The sequence below is a fragment of the Citrobacter sp. KTE151 genome, from assembly GCF_000398845.1.
Lineage (GTDB): Bacteria > Pseudomonadota > Gammaproteobacteria > Enterobacterales > Enterobacteriaceae > Citrobacter > Citrobacter braakii.
The window spans coordinates 468,907-489,304 of sequence record NZ_KB976059.1 but is presented as its reverse complement, the minus strand read 5'-3'; the positions used below and the strand labels follow the sequence as shown (position 1 = coordinate 489,304).

Genomic DNA, 20,398 nt, shown 5'->3' with positions numbered 1-20,398 from the left:
GCATTATTGTAATAACAGTGAGTTTAGTCAGTTAATCCGCAGGCTAACAGTCAATATTATTGAGTGGTTGAATGGAGAAAACTGAACTAGTTATCCAGTTCGCTCATATCTTTAACCTGATCGCGGTTAATTTGTTCCGTCTTACCCGTTTGCGCATTTTTGTACGACACCAGGCCTGTATCATCATCGACTTGCGGTTTGCCGTCGGTCACGATTGTTTTGCCATCGGTCGTTTTAACCGCCTGGTTCGAGGAGCAACCGGCAACGGTGAACAGTGCTGCTGCGGTAAAAATAGAGGTGATCAGAATATGTTTTTGCATGGTGTTCTCCCTGCTTTTCAGTCGTTTTCAGTGATATACCCGTTAACTGTAGGCTAACTGACTGAGTTGCAGGGAAAATACAGAACACTCCTAATAACCCGTCCTGGTCACGGGTTTACTGCGGATCGTCATTTGGCTGGTTTGCGCCAGCGTCAGACCTCGCGTTTCCGGGGCGAAAGCGATGGACACGAGCAGGCCGATCAGCGAAATTCCCGCCCCCATCAGCATGACATTACTGATCCCGTATTTGGTGATGAACACCGGCAGCGCCCAGGTTGAAACAATGGTGCCGATACGGCTTAAGGACATAATCACCCCGACGGCAGACGCACGAATATCGGTGGGAAACAGTTCGTTAGGGTATAGCCATTGCAGGTTTCCAGGTCCCCCAGAGAAAAACGCGTATACGGCAAACGCCAGCACCACCAGCCACGCGCCCATATCAGGGATTAACCCTAGCACGGCCAGCGCCAGCGTCATCATAATGAAGCTGCCAATTAACAGCGGTCGTCGGCCCGCGCTATTAAGCCAGAACATGGGAGGAATGCACCCCAACATAAAGCATAAGCTGATTACCACATTTCCTAACGCGGCGCTTTTCCCGGCACCAAGCCCCAGCAGCCCCACAATCTGCGGACCAAAGGTATAAATGGCAAACATCGGGATCACCTGACAAGTCCAGATAGCGGCGACAAACAGTACAAACGGGAAATGACGGCGATTAAATAGCTGAAGAAAGCGCGTCTCCTGCGGCGCTTCTTCGTCGAACACCACCGGTTCGCCGAACAGTTTGATCATCATCTCCTCACATTCTTTCACCCGACCTTTACGCAGCAGCCAGCGCGGCGATTCAGGAAGATCGAAACGCCCAATCAGGATCAAAATGCAGGGGATCACCGCGCTGCCCAACATCCAGCGCCATCCACCCTCAACATCATACAACCAGTAGCCGACCAGATCGGCACAGGTGGCGCCGACATACCACATAGCGGCGATAAAACCGATGGAGAAAGCGCGTTGGCGGGTATTGGAAAACTCGGTGATCATCGAGGTGGCGATCGGGTAGTCGGCACCAATCACAATACCGATCAGCACGCGCATTACCAACAGCTCAACGGGCGAGGAGACAAACATGGTTGCCGCCGATATCACGCCAATGGCGATAATATCGATAATGAACATTTTGCGCCGCCCGACCTTGTCGGAAATGTAGCCAAACAGCGACGTCCCCACAAACAGCCCCGCGAGCGTACCGGCGCCCAGCAGACCAATCCACTGCGCATCCAGTTTCAATGCTGGCGTGAGCTGTTCCAGTGCCACGCCAATCATCACCAGCACATAACCATCCAGAAACGGCCCACCGCTTCCCCACAGCATTATCCGGCGGTGAATAGAGGTGAATTTGATGTCATCAAAGTTCCTGGGCTGCTGCATGGTTATGTCCTGTTTTATTTTAACTTAATGCCTGATGACGTTACGCTTATCAGGCCTACGCATTGTTCCTGTAGGCCGGATAAGGCGAAGCCGCCATCCGGCACCAGGTTTAGCCGTAGCGGAACTCCACGCCAAACGTCCCACGCGGGTATTCCCATTTTTCCAGCGCTGTATCCAGTCCGAGAATGCGGCACGTTCCGCATTCCAGGCATCCGGCATAATCAAAACGTACGCTACCGTCATCCTGCTTTTTATACAGGCCAGCCGGACAGGCCTTAATCAGCACCTCCAGCGCCTGTTTATCAGGATCGGTTTTGAGAATGATATGCGGACTGTCTTCATCCACATTGAACTTATTGACGCCCAGTTTGACGTCCACGTTGACGGGAGATGTCATAATACGGTCACTCCTTTCAGGCCATCTTTCATCAGGTTGATGAAGCCCACTTTCTTCGCATGGCGCAGGATTTTTTTACGCATTGGCACCGGTGCCGAACCATCCACGGTGAACAGGTCGCGCGCAATGCTGACCGCCATTTCCGGATAAGCGGTAAACATGCGTGGGTTATCAAGAAAAGCGGGTAGCTTTTGATACATGCGCATATCGCGCATTGGGCCTTCGTCCAGATGCTGACGGTATTCCTCCAGCGACTGCTTGCTAAAATCGTCGCGCTTCATTGCGGAAAGCACCGTTTTCGCCGCCGCTTCACCTGCGGATATGGCGAGATCCATACCGCGAATGGTAAAGCCGAGGTTCATACACATTCCGGCAGCGTCACCAGCAATCAATACGCCGTCCCCCACCAGTTCTGGCTGCATGTTTATACCGGCTTCCGGTACTACGTGCGCGGCATATTCCACCAGCTTGCCACCGGCGATAAGCGGGGCAACCGCCGGATGCTGTTTGAAATCTTCCAGCATTTGCGGAACCGATTTTTTCGCATCTTTCAGATGATGAAGGCCGCAGACCAGTCCCAGAGAAAGGGTCGTTTCATTCGTATAGAGAAAGCCACCGCCCATCAACCCATCGGTGGGCGATCCGGCAAACAGACAGGCAGCCCCTTCGTTCCCTTGTAACTGGAAACGATCTTCAATTACCGATTTCGGCAACTCGATCAGCTCTTTTACGCCGACGGCAACATGCGATGCCTCTACGCGCTTTGCCATACCCAACTTTTCAGCCAACAGAGAATTCACTCCGTCGGCAAGGATCACCACTTTGGCTTCCAGAATATCGCCATCGGCTTCCACGCCCACGACTTTGCCCTCGCGCTGCACAACGTTATCCACGCGGATACCGGTGATGAGCTGAGCGCCCGCCTCTTCGGCCTGTTCCATCAGCCAGGCGTCAAATTTACTGCGTAAGACAGAGTAAGAAACCTGCGACGATTTGGCGTCTTCGCCGTTGCAATAGTCGATGGTCATCGCCCCTTTGTCGGTCATAAAGGCGAGTTTTTCGTGGGTGATGATGCGTTCAATGGGGGCCTGCTCAGCAAAGCCGGGAATGATGTTCTCCAGGCTATGCGCATACATGCGCCCACCGGTGACATTCTTCGCGCCAGCAGAATTGCCGCGCTCGATAACCAGCACCTGTGCGCCCTCCCGAGCCAGCACCAGCGCCGCAACCGAACCCGCCAGACCTGCACCCACGATGATGGCATCAAAGATATCTTCGGACATACGTACTCCTGTCAGCGGCAGGACACCTTCGCATCCTGCCCGAAATGGTTTAACGCGCTAAAGCAGCCGTCAGCGCAGGCAGGATCTTCAGCGCATCGCCAACGATGCCAAAATCCGCATACTGGAAGATCGGCGCATTTTTATCTTTGTTGATGGCGAAAATCGTCTGCGCGCCGTTGGCGCCGACCATATGTTGGATCTGCCCGGAGATCCCCACGGCCAGATACAGTTCAGGCTTGAGCATCAGGTTGGAGATGCCGACGTAGCGTTCGTGTTCCATCCACTTCTCGTTTTCCGCCACCGGACGGGAGCACGCCAGCTCGGCACCAATCGTCTGGCACAGCGCCTCCGCCAGCGAGATATTTTCTTTGCTGCCGATCCCGCGTCCCACGCTAACCACCAGACGGGCTTTGTCGAGGTCGACGCTGTTGCTCTGACGTGCCTGAGTTGCCGTACGAGTAACGGCTATAGCCGGAGCCTGCCATGACACACTGTGCACCTCGCCGCTGCGGGCGGTATCCGGTTGCTGCGCGTCAAACGTTCCACTGCTGAGCGTTATCACGGCGAACGGCGAAGCGATTGTTTCTGCCCCCATCGCCAGGCCGCCGTAGACCATATGTTTTACCGCCGCTTTTCCGTCCTGCACGGCGACTGCACTGGCGTCATTTGAGACCGCTGCCGACAAGCGAAAACCCAGTTTTGCCGCTAACAGCTTGCCGCGACGCGTATTTGGCAGCAGCACCGCCCCGCCCTCGCTGTGCTGACGAATAGTTTCGGCCATCACATCAGCGTAGTCTTCGACCATACGCTCTTCTGGTTTGCCGCTGAGTAACCAGACATCATCTGCGCCTAAATGGCATGCCGTCGCGCAGTCCGCTTCACTCAGCACAAACGTGTTAACTTTTTCACCTAAAGCCTGCGCACCATTCATCAGTTCCGGCAGACGAGAAGGGGTATCGCTGAATACCCAGATACTGGAAAATTTGTTCATAACATCCCCTGATAATTAAATGATTTTGCGAAGATTCTCGACAAACGCGGCAATCTGTTCTTCACCGTCACCTTCAATTACAACGCGCTGACGCTCGCGCTGCTTCGGTGCAGCAACGTGTTGTTCGGAATATGCCTGCGCGCTGTTCAGGCCAATGTCTGCCGGCGACCAGACCTGAACCGGTTTTTTCGCCGCGCCAAGAATGGCTTTCATGGAAGGGATTTGTGGGGTGTTGATGTCCGTTGAGACCGCGATCACCGCCGGAAGCGGAATGCTCAGAGTTTCGACTTCATCTTCCAGTTCACGCTCTACCGTCAGAGTGCTGTCGGTAAGAGAGAGGATTTTACTCACGCCGTTAATCGCCGGAATGTTCAGCGCTTCGCCCACCAGCAGACCAACCTGCTGAGCATAAAGATCGGAAGAACCGTCACCGCAAATAAGCAGATCGAAACCTGCTTTTTGCGCGGCGGCAGCCAGCGCGTTGGCAGTTTGTTGCGGCAGCGCCTGCTCAAATTGATCGTCAATAACAACAATCAGTTCATCTGGGCCACGGGAAAGCACATCTTTTCGCCCTTTTGCATTGGTCAGCGCTTTGCCGCCGACGCTCATGGCCACAACCTGGGCCTCTCCTGACTGTTGTTTCAACTGACAAGCCGCTTCGATCGCATTCAGATCATACTGGCTTATTTTGCCATCCGCTTTGCTGAAATCGAGTGAACCATCAGCATTATTAATCGCAATATCCTGTTCATCAGGTACGCATTTGTAGCAAGTAATTATCTTCATTGCATCTCCAGAAATCATGAAGGAAACGTATTTATATCGGCAGTGTTAAATACAGATATCACGCTCTTTAATTCGGAAATAAAACCTTAATCACCAATATTGAAAATGTCACACATTGAAATTCGTAACTTTCAATAGTGTTATGCACCTCACCAATATTGAAAGAGTCACGTCAAATATGAAAATTTTCAATATTGTCTGCGGGTTCAACAATATTGAACGCCAGTCACTTAAAAAAGTTAAAAAACCACAACCAACTAATTGATTAAAAACAAAAAATATCAAATTTTAAAGCGAATTACTCAGCATAAAAAAGTGTGACAAAGATAACAGAACCACCCGATATGAATACTCATTATGGGTTACTCACTGAGGCGCTCCCAGAGGTTAAAAAGTTATCAACAAATCATTAATAATAAATAAACAAACGATCATGCACGGGCACGCTAAATAAGTTTCGTTTTCACACTGGAATTCACTTATGAAAAATGAAAAGAGAAAATCGGGAATTGAACCGAAGGTTTTTTTTCCGCCATTAATAATAGTTGGGATACTTTGTTGGCTAACTGTAAGAGATCTCGATGCCGCTAACGTCGTTATTAATGCGGTATTCAGTTATGTCACCAATGTCTGGGGCTGGGCATTTGAATGGTATATGGTCGTCATGCTCTTCGGTTGGTTCTGGTTGGTCTTTGGCCCGTATGCCAAAAAGAAATTAGGCGACGAAAAACCAGAGTTTAGTACCACCAGCTGGATTTTTATGATGTTCGCTTCCTGTACATCCGCCGCGGTGCTGTTCTGGGGTTCCATCGAGATCTACTACTACATCTCCACCCCGCCGTTTGCTCTCGCGCCTAACTCCACGGGCGCGAAAGAGCTGGGCCTGGCGTACAGCCTGTTCCACTGGGGACCGTTGCCGTGGGCAACCTACAGTTTCCTTTCTGTGGCTTTCGCCTACTTCTTCTTTGTGCGCAAGATGGACGTCATCCGTCCCAGCTCCACGCTGGTACCGTTAGTGGGCGAGAAGCATGCGAAAGGGCTGTTCGGCACCATCGTCGATAACTTCTATCTGGTGGCGCTGATCTTTGCAATGGGTACCAGCCTCGGTCTGGCCACTCCGCTGGTAACCGAGTGCATGCAGTATCTGTTCGGTATTCCGCATACGCTGCAACTCGACGCAATCATCATTACCTGCTGGATCATATTGAACGCCATTTGCGTGGCCTGCGGCCTGCAAAAAGGGGTCAAGATCGCCAGCGACGTGCGTAGCTATCTGAGCTTCCTGATGCTGGGCTGGGTGTTTATCGTCAGCGGCGCCAGCTTCATCATGAACTACTTCACCGACTCCGTCGGCATGCTGTTGATGTATCTGCCGCGCATGCTGTTCTATACCGATGCCATCGGTAAAGGCGGCTTCCCACAGGGCTGGACCGTCTTCTACTGGGCGTGGTGGGTCATTTACGCCATCCAGATGAGTATCTTCCTGGCCCGTATTTCTCGTGGTCGTACCGTCCGTGAACTGTGCTTCGGGATGGTGCTGGGCCTGACCGCGTCGACCTGGATCCTGTGGACAGTCCTTGGCAGCAACACGCTGCTGCTGATGGATAAAAACGTTCTCAATATCCCGCAGCTGATTGAACAACACGGTGTGGCGCGCGCCATTATCGAAACCTGGGCTGCTCTACCGCTCAGCACCGCCACCATGTGGGGATTCTTCATCCTCTGCTTTATTGCCACCGTGACGCTGATTAACGCCTGCTCTTACACCCTGGCGATGTCCACCTGTCGTGAAGTCCGCGATGGTGAAGAACCGCCGCTGTTAGTGCGTATCGGCTGGTCCGTTCTGGTCGGCATCATCGGTATCGTTCTGCTGGCGCTGGGTGGGCTGAAGCCGATTCAGACCGCGATTATCGCCGGAGGATGCCCGCTGTTCTTCGTCAACATCATGGTGACGCTGTCCTTTATTAAAGACGCCAAAGTGCACTGGAAAGACAAGTAATTCTAATTAACCCAATTGATCAAGAGGCTGAAAGATGGATTTCAACTTAAATGACGAGCAGGAGCTGTTTGTCGCCGGTATTCGTGAATTGATGGCCAGTGAGAACTGGGAAGCTTATTTTGCCGAGTGCGATCGCGACAGCGTCTACCCTGAGCGTTTTGTTAAAGCACTGGCGGATATGGGCATCGATAGCCTGTTGATTCCGGAAGAACACGGTGGACTGGAAGCGGGTTTTGTTACCGTCGCTGCAGTCTGGATGGAACTCGGACGCCTGGGCGCACCAACCTATGTGCTGTACCAGTTACCGGGCGGTTTTAACACGTTCCTGCGTGAAGGGACTCAGGAGCAAATCGATAAAATCATGGCGTTCCAGGGAACCGGTAAGCAGATGTGGAACTCTGCCATCACCGAGCCGGGAGCGGGATCGGATGTTGGCAGCCTGAAAACCACTTATACACGTAAAAATGGTAAGGTTTATCTTAATGGCAGTAAGTGCTTTATCACCAGTAGCGCCTATACCCCGTACATCGTGGTTATGGCGAGAGATGGTGCATCGCCGGATAAACCTGTTTACACCGAGTGGTTCGTTGACATGAGCAAAGCGGGTATCAAGGTCAACAAGCTGGAGAAACTCGGTCTGCGCATGGATAGCTGCTGTGAAATCACCTTTGACGACGTTGAACTGGACGAGAAAGACATGTTCGGTCGGGAAGGTAATGGTTTCAACCGCGTGAAAGAAGAGTTCGATCATGAACGTTTCCTCGTCGCGCTGACCAACTACGGTACGGCAATGTGCGCTTTTGAAGACGCCGCGCGCTACGCCAATCAGCGCGTGCAGTTTGGCGAAACGATCGGCCGCTTCCAGCTGATTCAGGAGAAGTTCGCGCATATGGCGATCAAACTGAATTCCATGAAAAACATGCTGCTTGAAGCGGCATGGAAAGCGGATAACGGCACCATCACTTCGGGCGATGCGGCAATGTGCAAATACTTCTGCGCCAACGCCGCGTTTGAAGTGGTCGATACCGCCATGCAGGTGCTGGGCGGTGTAGGTATCGCGGGTAACCATCGCATCACGCGTTTCTGGCGCGATCTGCGCGTTGACCGTGTTTCTGGTGGCTCTGATGAAATGCAGATCCTGACGTTGGGTCGTGCGGTACTCAAGCAATACCGCTAATTCAGCACGATTCGTAGGCCGGATAAGGCGTTTACGCCGCCATCCGGCAACATGCCCGGTGGCGCTGCGCCTACCGGGCCTACAAAAAATGCCAGGAGCAAAATTATGAATCATTTACCAATGCCAACCTTTGGCCCACTTGCCGGGGTACGCGTGGTTTTTTCAGGGATCGAAATTGCCGGCCCGTTCGCCGGACAGATGTTCGCCGAATGGGGTGCTGAGGTTATCTGGATTGAAAACGTCGCATGGGCCGATACCATCCGCGTGCAACCTAACTATCCACAGCTCTCACGCCGCAACCTGCACGCCCTGTCGCTGAATATTTTCAAAGATGAAGGCCGGGAAGCGTTTCTGAAGCTCATGGAAACCACCGATATTTTCATTGAAGCCAGTAAAGGCCCGGCCTTTGCTCGCCGCGGCATTACCGATGACGTGCTGTGGGAACATAACCCAAAACTGGTTATCGCCCACCTTTCCGGCTTCGGCCAGTTTGGTAACGAGGAGTACACCAATCTTCCGGCATATAACACCATCGCGCAGGCGTTCAGCGGCTATCTGATCCAAAACGGTGATGTTGATCAGCCGATGCCGGCCTTCCCGTACACCGCCGATTACTTCTCCGGGATGACCGCAACGACAGCAGCGCTGGCAGCCCTGCACAAAGTACGCGAAACGGGTAAGGGTGAAAGCATTGATATCGCCATGTACGAAGTGATGCTGCGTATGGGTCAGTACTTCATGATGGACTACTTCAACGGCGGCGAAATTTGTCCACGCATGACCAAAGGCAAAGACCCGTATTACGCTGGCTGCGGTCTCTATAAATGCGCCGATGGCTATATCGTCATGGAACTGGTCGGCATCACGCAAATCAACGAGTGCTTCAAGGATATTGGCCTCGCCCACATTCTTGGCACACAGGAAGTCCCGGAAGGTACCCAGCTTATCCATCGCGTGGAATGCCCTTACGGCCCGCTCGTGGAAGAGAAACTGGACGCCTGGCTGGCAACGCACACCATCACCGAAGTCCAGGCGCGCTTTGCTGAGCTGAATATCGCCTGCGCGAAGGTACTGACCATTCCTGAACTGGAAGGCAACCCGCAGTACGTTGCCCGTGAATCTATTACTCAGTGGCAAACGATGGACGGCCGCACCTGCAAAGGGCCGAACATCATGCCGAAATTTAAAAACAACCCAGGGAAAATCTGGCGTGGCATGCCGTCACACGGCATGGATACCGCCGCCATTCTGAAAAACATTGGTTATAGCGAAGCAGACATAAATGAGCTGGTCGGCAAAGGCCTGGCCAGAGTTGAGGAATAAACGCGACGCGCTGACCCGCTGGTTGGTTAGCGCTCACGCCTGATTTCAGTGGATAAAGCATTATGGATATCGTTGGCGGACAAAACTTACGTCAGATGTGGGACGACCTGGCCGGGGTGTACGGAGATAAAACGGCGTTAATTTTCGAATCCTGCGAAGGAATCGTTCGGCAGTATAGCTATGCCTCGCTCAATGAAGAGATAAACCGCACGGCGAACCTTTTCCATTCCTTAGGGATCCGCAAGGGCGACAAGGTCGCATTGCATCTGGATAACTGTCCGGAATTTATCTTTTGCTGGTTTGGACTGGCAAAAATTGGCGCCATTATGGTGCCGATTAATGCCCGCTTGCTGGGCGAAGAGAGCGCCTGGATCCTGCAAAACAGCCAGGTGAGCCTGCTGGTCACCAGTGCCGAGTTTTATCCTATGTACCGCCAGATACGGCTGGAAAATACCACTCCGCTTAATCATATCTGTCTGATTGGCGAGCAGCTTCCGGTTGACGACGGCGTGAGCCACTTTACCCAACTGCAAGCCCGCCAGTCGACTAATCTGTGCTATACGCCTGCGTTATCCACTGACGATACGGCGGAAATTCTGTTTACCTCAGGTACCACCTCGCGGCCTAAAGGGGTGGTGATTACCCACTACAACCTGCGCTTTGCGGGCTACTACACCTCCTGGCAAATCGCTCTGCGCGATGATGACGTCTATATGACGGTGATGCCCGCTTTCCATATAGACTGTCAGTGTACGGCCGCCATGGCTGCCTTCTCCGCAGGCAGCACCTTTGTGCTGGTGGAGAAGTACAGCGCCAGGGCGTTCTGGGATCAGGTGCGTAGATATCAGGCGACGGTCACCGAATGCATCCCGATGATGATCAGAACGCTGATGGTCCAACCCGCAGCCCCAACGGACAGACAGCATCACCTACGCGAAGTGATGTTCTATCTCAATTTATCCGAACAGGAAAAAGATGCCTTTATCGAACGCTTTGGCGTCAGACTGCTGACCTCCTACGGTATGACCGAAACCATCGTGGGCATTATTGGCGATCGCCCCGGGGACAAACGGCGCTGGCCCTCTATTGGTCGCGTGGGTTTTAGCTATGAAGCTGAAATCCGTGACGATCACAACCGTCCCCTGCCTGCCGGAGAAATTGGCGAAATCTGCATTAAAGGCGTGCCGGGAAAAACAATTTTCAAAGAGTACTACGCGCAACCCGACGCTACTGCCAAAGCGCTGGAACCTGAAGGGTGGTTGCATACCGGTGATTCGGGTTACCAGGATGCGGACGGTTTTTTTTATTTCGTCGACAGACGCTGCAACATGATTAAACGCGGTGGGGAAAATGTCTCCTGCGTCGAGCTGGAAAATATTATTTCTGCGCATCCGAAAATTCAGGACATTGTGATTGTCGGTATTAAAGACTCGATCCGTGATGAAGCCATTAAAGCTTTTGTCGTCCTTAATGAGGGTGAAACATTAAGCGAAGCTGAGTTCTTCAGCTTCTGCGAAAACAATATGGCGAAATTCAAGGTTCCTTCTTTTATGGAGATAAGAACCGACCTGCCGCGCAATTGTTCAGGAAAAATAATCAAAAAAAATCTGAAATAACCCTTCCGGTCGGAATTCCTCCGGCCGGGAAACCTAATTATCTGGAGATGAACTATGAGTGAATCATTACATCTGACCCGTAACGGCCCGATCCTGGAAATTACCCTTGACCGGCCTAAAGCCAATGCCATTGACGCTAAAACCAGCTTTGCAATGGGGGAAGCTTTTCTTAATTTTCGTGATGACCCGGAATTACGCGTAGCAATTATCACCGGCGGCGGAGAGAAATTCTTTTCTGCGGGCTGGGACTTAAAAGCGGCGGCCGAAGGTGAAGCGCCAGATGCCGATTTTGGCCCAGGCGGCTTCGCCGGTTTAACCGAAATTTTCGACCTCGATAAGCCGGTCATCGCCGCGGTAAACGGCTACGCGTTTGGCGGCGGTTTTGAGCTGGCGCTGGCGGCGGATTTTATCGTCTGTGCGGAAAATGCCAGCTTCGCGCTGCCGGAAGCAAAACTCGGGATCGTGCCTGACAGCGGCGGCGTACTGCGTTTACCTAAACTGCTGCCACCGGCAATCGTTAACGAAATGGTGATGACCGGCAGACGAATGAGCGCCGAAGAAGCACTGCGCTGGGGCATCGTCAACCGCGTTGTCAGCCAGAGCGAACTGATGGATAGCGCGCGCGAACTGGCGCAGCAGCTGGTAAATAGCGCCCCGCTGGCTATCGCCGCGCTGAAAGAGATTTACCGTGCGACCAGCGAAATGCCGGTGGAAGAAGGCTACCGGTACATCCGCAGCGGTGTGCTGAAGCACTATCCATCGGTGCTGCACTCGGAAGATGCGCTCGAAGGACCACAGGCATTTGCGGAAAAACGCGATCCGGTATGGAAAGGTCGTTAATGTGCCTATGCCGGATAAGGTATTTACGCCGCAATCCGGCAATAAAACCGAGATAAGACAATGAGCTATTACGCCTTTGAGGGCCTGATTCCGGTGGTACATCCGGATGCCTATGTCCATCCCAGCGCTGTGCTGATTGGCGATGTCATTGTGGGGGCCGGGGTTTATATTGGTCCACACGCCTCATTGCGCGGTGACTATGGTCGCCTGATTCTGGAAGCCGGTTCTAACCTGCAGGATGGCTGCATCATGCACGGCTATTGCGACTCCGACACTATCGTGCATGAGAATGGACACATCGGCCATGGCGCAATCCTGCACGGCTGCGTGGTGGGCAGAGATGCGCTGATTGGCATGAACAGCGTGATTATGGACGGTGCGGTGATTGGCGAAGAGAGCATTGTCGCTGCCATGAGCTTTGTCAAAGCCGGATTTCAGGGAGAGGCAAGGCAGATGCTGGTTGGTTCACCGGTTCGCGTACTGCGTGAAGTCACGGACCAGGAGCTGCACTGGAAACGGCTGAACACCAAAGAGTATCAGGACCTTGCAATCCGCTGCCAAACAGGACTACACGAAACCTTGCCATTAACGCAGGTCGAAAAAAACCGACCGCGCCTGAAAGGCACGACGGACGTAAAGCCAAAATCAGCACGGTAATTTATGCCGGAGAAGCGCTCACGCCGATCCGGCAAATCACCATTATCGACGCATGCTCTTGGAGAGCATCATCTGCCATTTCTGCTCACGGTTAAGCTCTGTTGGGGGAACCGCTGGCAGTCGCGGCGTTTTCGCCACACTCACCTTTTTCTCCTGCAAATTGTGATTCAAGCGTCTGTAGAGATGAGAATCAATACTGATGACTTTCACCAAACGCTGGCACTGGCAGCCGCGGCCTGCAATTTGATTAGGGATCATCTTAACTTCACAAACAATTTCTCCCACTTCCGACAGAATATAAGAGAGCGTATTAATTGCTTTGCAGTGTTCAATATCAAAATGGCGGGAAATTTCCTTTGCTGTGATCCAACGATCTTCAGCCATCATCCAGTCAGCAATTAACAAATAAAGCGGTCTTTCAACATATTTTTCACACATAAGCACACCATTTCACAAATTAAAAATCTGGCTACGGCCTGTCCAAATTAATAAAAACTAAGCCATATTAAAATTGTGGATATAAGGGATAGTATGCGACTTGAATGTTGATTAGTGTGAGCAATATCGTGCTTATTACATTGAAAATGTGGTTATGAAAGCGCGGTTGGCCAGGAATGACCTTATGAGAGATAAAAAAGGGTTTCTTTACAGAAACCCTTTCCCAATTATATTGCAGGCCCGGTTAGCGCAATTATCACCGGGCCTTTTTTTTATGACTTTTTGATCTGCGCGTGCATTTCCTGAACCGAGGTCACCTTCTCGGTAGCATCGGCATTCAGCGCCATCGCCGTTGCGAAACCACCGTTCAGGGTGGTGTCATAATGCACTTTGTACTGCAGTGCGCTGCGGCGAATCAGCTTGGAGTCTTCAATAGCCTGACGGCCTTCGGTAGTGTTGATGATGTAAGTGTACTCGCCATTCTTGATACGGTCCTGAATGTGCGGACGGCCTTCATGCACCTTGTTCACCAGACGTGGATTGATACCCGCTTCGCCCAGCACAATCGCGGTACCGTGCGTCGCATCCAACTCGAAACCAAACTTCAGCAGCTTCGCCGCCAGGTCAACCACGCGCTCTTTATCGCCTTCGCGAACGGAGAGCAGCGCACGCCCCTGTTTTTTCATGGTGGAGCTGCTGCCGAGCTGTGCCTTGGCGAACGCTTCCGCGAAGGTACGGCCCACGCCCATCACCTCACCAGTAGAGCGCATTTCTGGCCCTAACAGCGGATCAACGCCCGGGAACTTGTTGAACGGCAGCACCACTTCTTTTACCGAGTAGTACGGCGGGATAACTTCTTTGGTGACGCCCTGCTGTGCCAGCGTTTTCCCGACCATCACGCGCGCTGCAACTTTCGCCAACGGTACGCCCGTTGCCTTGGAGACGAACGGAACGGTACGCGCCGCACGCGGGTTCACTTCAATCAGGTAAACTTCGTTATTCTTCACCGCAAACTGGACGTTCATCAGACCGCGAACCTGCAGTTCGAAGGCCAGTTTCTGCACCTGCTGGCGCATCACATCCTGAATTTCCTGGCTCAGGGTATACGCAGGCAGAGAACATGCGGAGTCACCGGAGTGCACGCCCGCCTGTTCGATGTGCTCCATGATACCGCCAATCAGCACCATTTCACCGTCGCAGATGGCATCCACGTCCACTTCCACCGCGTCATCAAGGAAACGGTCCAGCAGTACCGGCGCATCGTTAGAAACGCTGACCGCGGTCTGGAAGTAGCGACGCAGGTCGGCTTCGTCGTAGACGATTTCCATCGCGCGGCCGCCGAGAACGTAGGACGGACGAACCACCAGCGGGTAGCCAATCTCTTTCGCCTTCTCAACCGCCATTTCAATGGCGGTCACGGTGGCGTTAGCCGGTTGTTTCAGCTTCAGACGGTCAACCGCCTGCTGGAAGCGTTCACGGTCTTCCGCACGGTCGATAGCATCCGGGCTGGTGCCGATAACCGGCACGCCTGCCGCTTCCAGCGCGCGCGCCAGCTTCAGCGGAGTCTGGCCGCCGTACTGCACGATAACGCCTTTCGGCTTCTCGATGCGCACGATTTCCAGCACGTCTTCCAGCGTTACCGGCTCGAAGTACAGACGGTCGGAGGTATCGTAGTCGGTAGAAACGGTTTCTGGGTTACAGTTGACCATGATGGTCTCGTAACCGTCTTCGCGCAGCGCCAGCGAGGCGTGTACGCAGCAGTAGTCGAATTCAATGCCCTGACCGATACGGTTTGGACCACCGCCCAGCACCATAATCTTGTCACGATCCTGAGTTGGATTCGCTTCGCACTCGTCTTCATAAGTGGAGTACATGTAAGCGGTATCGGTGGCAAATTCTGCCGCGCAGGTATCCACGCGCTTGTAGACCGGGTGCAGGTTATATTGGTCACGCAGCTTGCGGATTTCCGCTTCGCGTACGCCGGCCAGTTTCGCCAGACGCGCATCGGCGAAACCTTTGCGCTTCAGTACGCGCAAGAAGTCAGCGTCGAGGCCGTTGATGCCAAGGTCTGTGACTTTTTCTTCCAGGCGCACCAGTTCTTCAATCTGCACCAGGAACCAACGGTCGATGTTGGTCAGGTTGAACACGCCATCGACGGACAGGCCAGCACGGAAAGCATCGGCGATGTACCAGATACGCTCAGCGCCCGCGTCTTTCAACTCGCGGCGGATTTTGGTCAGCGCTTCCGGGTCATCCAGACTTACTTTCGGGTCGAAGCCGGTCGCGCCCACTTCCAGACCGCGCAGCGCTTTTTGCAGAGACTCCTGCTGGGTGCGGCCAATCGCCATCACTTCACCGACAGATTTCATCTGGGTGGTCAGACGGTCGTTAGCGCCAACAAATTTCTCGAAGTTGAAGCGTGGAATTTTCGTCACAACGTAGTCGATGGACGGCTCAAACGAAGCCGGAGTCCGCCCGCCGGTGATGTCGTTCATCAGTTCGTCGAGGGTGTAACCTACCGCCAGCTTGGCTGCGACTTTAGCAATCGGGAAGCCGGTTGCTTTGGACGCCAGCGCCGAGGAGCGGGAGACGCGCGGGTTCATCTCGATAACAATCAGACGACCGTTTTTCGGGTTTACCGCAAACTGGACGTTAGAACCACCGGTTTCAACGCCGATTTCACGCAGTACCGCCATCGAGGCGTTACGCATGATTTGATATTCTTTGTCGGTCAGCGTCTGGGCTGGCGCAACGGTGATGGAGTCACCGGTATGGATGCCCATCGCGTCGAAGTTTTCGATGGAGCAGACGATGATGCAGTTGTCGTTTTTATCACGTACCACTTCCATCTCGTACTCTTTCCAGCCAATCAGCGATTCATCAATCAGCAGTTCGTTGGTTGGGGAAAGATCCAGACCGCGTTCGCAAATTTCTTCAAACTCTTCGCGGTTGTAGGCGATACCGCCGCCGGTGCCACCCATGGTGAAAGACGGACGGATAATGCACGGAAAGCCGACGTCAGCGGCAACCGCCAGCGCTTCTTCCATGGTGTGAGCGATGCCTGAACGTGCGGTATCGAGACCGATTTTTTTCATCGCGATGTCGAAGCGACGACGGTCTTCCGCTTTATCAATGGCATCCGCCGTCGCGCCAATCATGGTCACGCCGAACTCAGCCAGTACGCCCTGACGTTCCAGCTCCAGCGCACAGTTCAGCGCCGTCTGACCGCCCATGGTTGGCAGCACCGCATCCGGGCGCTCTTTCTCAATGATTTTGCGTACCACTTCCCAGTGAATCGGCTCGATGTAGGTGGCATCGGCCATTTCCGGGTCGGTCATGATGGTCGCCGGGTTGGAGTTCACCAGAATAACGCGGTAACCCTCTTCACGCAGGGCTTTACAAGCCTGCGCGCCGGAATAGTCAAACTCACACGCCTGACCGATAACGATCGGACCCGCGCCCAGAATCAGGATACTTTTTATGTCTGTACGTTTTGGCATGGCTCTTTTACTCCTGATTATTTCGCGGACTGACGGTATTGCTCAATTAACTCGATAAAGTGGTCGAACAGCGGCGCAGCGTCGTGTGGACCCGGGCTTGCTTCAGGGTGCCCCTGGAAGCTGAACGCCGGTTTGTCGGTACGATGAATCCCCTGCAGGGTGCCGTCGAACAGCGACTTGTGGGTCACGCGCAGGTTGGCAGGCATGGAGGCCTCATCGACCGCAAAACCGTGGTTCTGAGCGGTGATCATCACGGTGTTGTTATCAATATCTTTTACCGGATGGTTGCCGCCGTGGTGGCCGAACTTCATCTTAATGGTCTTCGCACCGCTTGCCAGCGCCAGCAGTTGATGGCCGAGGCAGATGCCAAATACCGGAATATCGGTTTCGAGGAATTTCTGAATCGCGGCAATCGCGTAGTCGCACGGCGCCGGATCGCCAGGACCGTTGGACAGGAAGATACCGTCCGGATTCATCTTCAGAACATCTTCAGCAGAGGTTTTCGCCGGCACAACCGTCAGGCGGCAGCCGCGATCCGCTAACATACGCAGAATGTTACGTTTAGCGCCAAAATCGTAGGCCACTACGTGGAACGGCAGTTCATCGGCGGATTTAGCTTCCGGCAGGTCACCGGCCAGCGTCCAGCTACCTTGTGTCCAGCTATAAGGCTCCGCGGTGGTCACTTCTTTCGCCAGATCCATACCGTTCAGACCTGGGAAGGCTTTCGCTTTTTCCAGCGCCAGCGCCGCATCCGGGTTATCACCCGCGATAATGCAGCCGTTCTGTGCGCCCTTTTCACGCAGCAAACGCGTCAGCTTACGGGTATCGATATCGGCAATTGCCACAATATTATGGCGTTTGAGGTAAGAAGAGAGGTCTTCGGTATCGCGGAAGTTGCTGGCAATCAGCGGCAGGTCGCGGATGACCAGGCCTTGCGCATGTACTTGAGAAGATTCTGCATCGGCTTCATTGGTGCCGACATTACCGATATGAGGATAAGTAAGAGTGACGATTTGGCGGGAATAGGAAGGATCAGTGAGGATTTCTTGATAACCGGTCATTGAAGTATTGAAAACGACTTCCCCAACCGCCGAACCTGTTGCCCCTATGGCCCGACCGTGAAACTGGGTTCCGTCTTCCAGAACCAATAGCGCTGACTTAATCAAAACACCCTCCAGAGAATATTCACTCACTTTATTTGCATATTAATTCATTGACACCTCATGAATCAATGCAAATTTGCTTACCTATGGATTTCTGGCAAACGGCGGCATTCTAGAGATAGCCCACGTAAAAGTCTACCCAAAAGGGCATTTTTTATTATTATTTTACGCCACTGGGATAAAACACACGATTTAACAGGCAAAAAGATCAGCTAACTTGGGGTAGAAAACGCTTGCGGAAGATAAAGAGTGTAAAAACAGGAAGCGCGATAGAAAAAAGTGGACCATTTGGTCAAAATTTACATTGAAATAACAAAATAACTCTGCAAAACACCAACAAACAGGCCATTAAATAAAAAATCAAATTAAAAAGCGAAAAAATAAAAGGGCAATAAAATATTGCCCTATGTAATCAAATAGTTATGATTACAATAACCACATCACGAAGGGTAATAAAAGTTATAAACTGCGTAAATCAAGCACATCTTTCATATCAAAAAGACCGTTTGACTTTGATTTCAGCCAAATTGCCGATCGTACTGCGCCATTGGCAAAGGTCATGCGGCTGGAGGCTTTATGCGTGATCTCAATGCGCTCGCCAATATCGGCAAACATCGCGGTATGCTCACCAACGATATCTCCCGCCCGCACCGTGGCAAAACCGATCGTACCGGGTACGCGCTCACCGGTGTAACCTTCACGCGAATAGACGGCACACTCTTTTAAATCTTTATCCAGCGCCCCGGCAATCGCCTCCCCCATCGCCAGCGCAGTGCCTGACGGCGCATCCACTTTATGACGGTGATGGGCTTCAATAATCTCAATATCGGTGTAATCCCCCATCACTTTCGCCGCCTTCTCCAGCAGCTTAAGCATAACGTTAACGCCAACGCTAAAGTTCGCGGCGAAAACGATAGCAATGTCCTGCGCAGCATCACGAATAGCCTGTTTGCCCGCGTCATCAAAGCCAGTGGTGCCAATCACCATCCCTTTACCGTGCTGGCGGCAAAACGCCAGATGCGCCAGCGTGCCTTCCGGGCGAGTAAAATCGATGAAAACATCAAAATCATCTTTCACCGCCTCAAGACTACTTTGCACGGTAACGCCCGTTTTACCGGCTCCCGCTAACTCTCCGGCATCGCTTCCCAGCAAAGAAGAACCTTCGCGCTCCAGCGCCGCGCCGAGCTGTACGCCATCCATGCCAAGAGTGGCCTGAATCAACTGACGCCCCATGCGCCCTCCGGCTCCCGCGATGGCAACGCGGATTTGTGCATCATGCATAGCTATTCTCTTTTGTTAATTTTACGTAAATCGTTTTCAGATTAACCAGCACATCGCTGCGCCGCCAGCCGAAAACGTCGATAATTAGAATTTAATGATAAACAGGCAGAGATATCAGTAAAAGGCATGACGATCAGCGAAAACCACATGATTCTCTGACCACCAGCGCAGGTGGCAGAATAATGCGTTTCGGAGGTTCGTCATTTCCCTGAATGCGACTATAAAGTAGCTCCCCAGCCTTGCGACCTATCTCTTTTGCGGCCACCGACACGGTGGTGAGCGCAGGTTGTACCAGCGCCGCTTCAGTGATGTCATCGAACCCCACCAGCGCAAAATCGCGCCCTGGTTCACGCCCCATTTTACGTAATGCCTGCATAACCCCAAGCGCCACAATATCCTGATAACAAACGGCGGCGGTAATTTCCGGGAACCGCATAAGAAGCGACTCTGCCACTTTTGCGCCGTCAATTTGGCTGGCCTGTGTCGCCACTATCCATTGCGGATTCGGCGATATTCCCTGCTCCAGCAACGTGCTGGTGAATCCACCGATACGCTGTGCCCGGCTCCCGGAACTTGGGCTACCACCGATAAACGCAATATTCTTATGCCCCATTTTGACTAAATGGGTGGTGGCCATTTGCGTACCGAGAAAGTTGTCGGTTCCCACAAAATCAAAATCAGGGTCGCTAAGAGGGCGAACCACCATGATGGCGGGAATATTGCGCCTTTTCAGCGCCTCGAAGAAGGAGGTCGGTGTTTCGCGCGCCGCGCAGAGCACCATGCCGCAGGCATTATTGCGCATCAACGAGTCGACAAATTTTTGCTGCCTTTCTCCTGACTCTTCGCTGTTTGCCAGAAACAGAAGCAGGTCATGCCGCTCCATCTCATGGCTTAGCCCTGCTGTCATCTCACCGTAAAAAGGGTTAGTGATATCGTGTAACAACAATCCGACCTGATTACTGCTCCGGTTACGCAGGTTAGCGGCGGTTTGATTATAAACGTAGCCGGCATCGTCCAGCGCTTTGAGCACCCTGTCACGTGTGGCCTGAGAAATGCGCCCCCGGTTACGCAACACCATTGAAACGGTTGCCGTGGAGACTCCCGCGCGTTCAGCAACCTGCGCCAGCGTGACTGTAGTCATGACCTCTCCTGTTTATTTCGAAGGTTAATCGAATAACCGAAATATTGCCTTT

Annotated in this window: 17 protein-coding genes; 6 read left to right on the top strand and 11 right to left on the bottom strand. The window is 52.8% G+C overall.

Annotated features, from left to right (window positions below):
- Nucleotides 1-86: 86 nt before the first annotated feature.
- From WC7_RS21955 to WC7_RS21980, 6 genes are all read right to left on the bottom strand, one after another.
- On the bottom strand, nucleotides 87-320 hold the full coding sequence (locus WC7_RS21955; RefSeq protein ID WP_003018880.1) for a YgdI/YgdR family lipoprotein: 234 nt from the start codon (nucleotides 318-320) through the stop codon (nucleotides 87-89).
- A 90-nt stretch (nucleotides 321-410) separates the two neighbouring features.
- Nucleotides 411-1,754 (bottom strand): MFS transporter, encoded by a 1,344-nt coding sequence (locus WC7_RS21960; RefSeq protein ID WP_016151659.1) that lies wholly within the window; start codon nucleotides 1,752-1,754, stop codon nucleotides 411-413.
- A gap of 109 nt (nucleotides 1,755-1,863) precedes the next feature.
- Nucleotides 1,864-2,151 (bottom strand): ferredoxin-like protein FixX, encoded by a 288-nt coding sequence (fixX, locus tag WC7_RS21965; protein ID WP_000203736.1) that lies wholly within the window; start codon nucleotides 2,149-2,151, stop codon nucleotides 1,864-1,866.
- A complete protein-coding gene (locus WC7_RS21970; RefSeq protein WP_016151658.1) occupies nucleotides 2,148-3,434 on the bottom strand; it encodes an FAD-dependent oxidoreductase in 1,287 nt (428 codons plus the stop codon). The genes fixX and WC7_RS21970 overlap by 4 nt, the downstream gene beginning before the upstream one ends.
- Nucleotides 3,435-3,483: 49 nt before the next feature.
- Complete coding sequence (locus tag WC7_RS21975) at nucleotides 3,484-4,425, bottom strand: electron transfer flavoprotein subunit alpha/FixB family protein (protein ID WP_016151657.1); 942 nt, start codon at nucleotides 4,423-4,425, stop codon at nucleotides 3,484-3,486.
- A 15-nt stretch (nucleotides 4,426-4,440) separates the two neighbouring features.
- A complete protein-coding gene (locus WC7_RS21980; protein ID WP_016151656.1) occupies nucleotides 4,441-5,211 on the bottom strand; it encodes an electron transfer flavoprotein FixA in 771 nt (256 codons plus the stop codon).
- A gap of 481 nt (nucleotides 5,212-5,692) precedes the next feature.
- Between WC7_RS21980 and caiT the strand changes: the two genes are divergently transcribed.
- From caiT to caiE, 6 genes are all read left to right on the top strand, one after another.
- Nucleotides 5,693-7,210, top strand: coding sequence for an L-carnitine/gamma-butyrobetaine antiporter (caiT, locus tag WC7_RS21985; RefSeq protein ID WP_016151655.1), 1,518 nt, complete (start codon nucleotides 5,693-5,695; stop codon nucleotides 7,208-7,210).
- 34 nt (nucleotides 7,211-7,244) lie between these two features.
- Nucleotides 7,245-8,387, top strand: a complete 1,143-nt coding sequence (caiA, locus tag WC7_RS21990; RefSeq protein WP_003018898.1) for a crotonobetainyl-CoA dehydrogenase — start codon at nucleotides 7,245-7,247, stop codon at nucleotides 8,385-8,387.
- A gap of 105 nt (nucleotides 8,388-8,492) precedes the next feature.
- Entirely contained in the window at nucleotides 8,493-9,710 is a 1,218-nt protein-coding gene (caiB, locus tag WC7_RS21995) for an L-carnitine CoA-transferase (protein WP_016151654.1), read from the top strand.
- Between the two features lie 62 nt (nucleotides 9,711-9,772).
- Nucleotides 9,773-11,326, top strand: a complete 1,554-nt coding sequence (gene caiC / locus WC7_RS22000; protein WP_016151653.1) for a crotonobetaine/carnitine-CoA ligase — start codon at nucleotides 9,773-9,775, stop codon at nucleotides 11,324-11,326.
- 54 nt (nucleotides 11,327-11,380) lie between these two features.
- Nucleotides 11,381-12,166, top strand: a complete 786-nt coding sequence (caiD, locus tag WC7_RS22005; protein WP_000004376.1) for a crotonobetainyl-CoA hydratase — start codon at nucleotides 11,381-11,383, stop codon at nucleotides 12,164-12,166.
- 60 nt (nucleotides 12,167-12,226) lie between these two features.
- Nucleotides 12,227-12,823, top strand: coding sequence for a carnitine operon protein CaiE (gene caiE, locus WC7_RS22010; RefSeq protein ID WP_016151652.1), 597 nt, complete (start codon nucleotides 12,227-12,229; stop codon nucleotides 12,821-12,823).
- Nucleotides 12,824-12,865: 42 nt separating this feature from the next.
- Here caiE and caiF read toward each other — a convergent pair whose 3' ends face one another.
- The 5 genes from caiF to WC7_RS22035 form a co-directional block, all read right to left on the bottom strand.
- Nucleotides 12,866-13,261, bottom strand: coding sequence for a carnitine metabolism transcriptional regulator CaiF (gene caiF / locus WC7_RS22015; protein ID WP_016151651.1), 396 nt, complete (start codon nucleotides 13,259-13,261; stop codon nucleotides 12,866-12,868).
- A 272-nt stretch (nucleotides 13,262-13,533) separates the two neighbouring features.
- Nucleotides 13,534-16,761 (bottom strand): carbamoyl-phosphate synthase large subunit, encoded by a 3,228-nt coding sequence (carB, locus tag WC7_RS22020; RefSeq protein WP_016151650.1) that lies wholly within the window; start codon nucleotides 16,759-16,761, stop codon nucleotides 13,534-13,536.
- 17 nt (nucleotides 16,762-16,778) lie between these two features.
- Nucleotides 16,779-17,927 (bottom strand): glutamine-hydrolyzing carbamoyl-phosphate synthase small subunit, encoded by a 1,149-nt coding sequence (carA, locus tag WC7_RS22025; protein ID WP_016151649.1) that lies wholly within the window; start codon nucleotides 17,925-17,927, stop codon nucleotides 16,779-16,781.
- Nucleotides 17,928-18,383: 456 nt separating this feature from the next.
- Nucleotides 18,384-19,205, bottom strand: coding sequence for a 4-hydroxy-tetrahydrodipicolinate reductase (gene dapB / locus WC7_RS22030; protein ID WP_016151648.1), 822 nt, complete (start codon nucleotides 19,203-19,205; stop codon nucleotides 18,384-18,386).
- A 133-nt stretch (nucleotides 19,206-19,338) separates the two neighbouring features.
- Nucleotides 19,339-20,346 carry a LacI family DNA-binding transcriptional regulator gene (locus WC7_RS22035; protein WP_016151647.1) on the bottom strand — a complete coding sequence of 336 codons (1,008 nt, stop codon included), beginning with the start codon at nucleotides 20,344-20,346 and terminating at the stop codon, nucleotides 19,339-19,341.
- Between the last annotated feature and the right edge of the window lie 52 nt (nucleotides 20,347-20,398).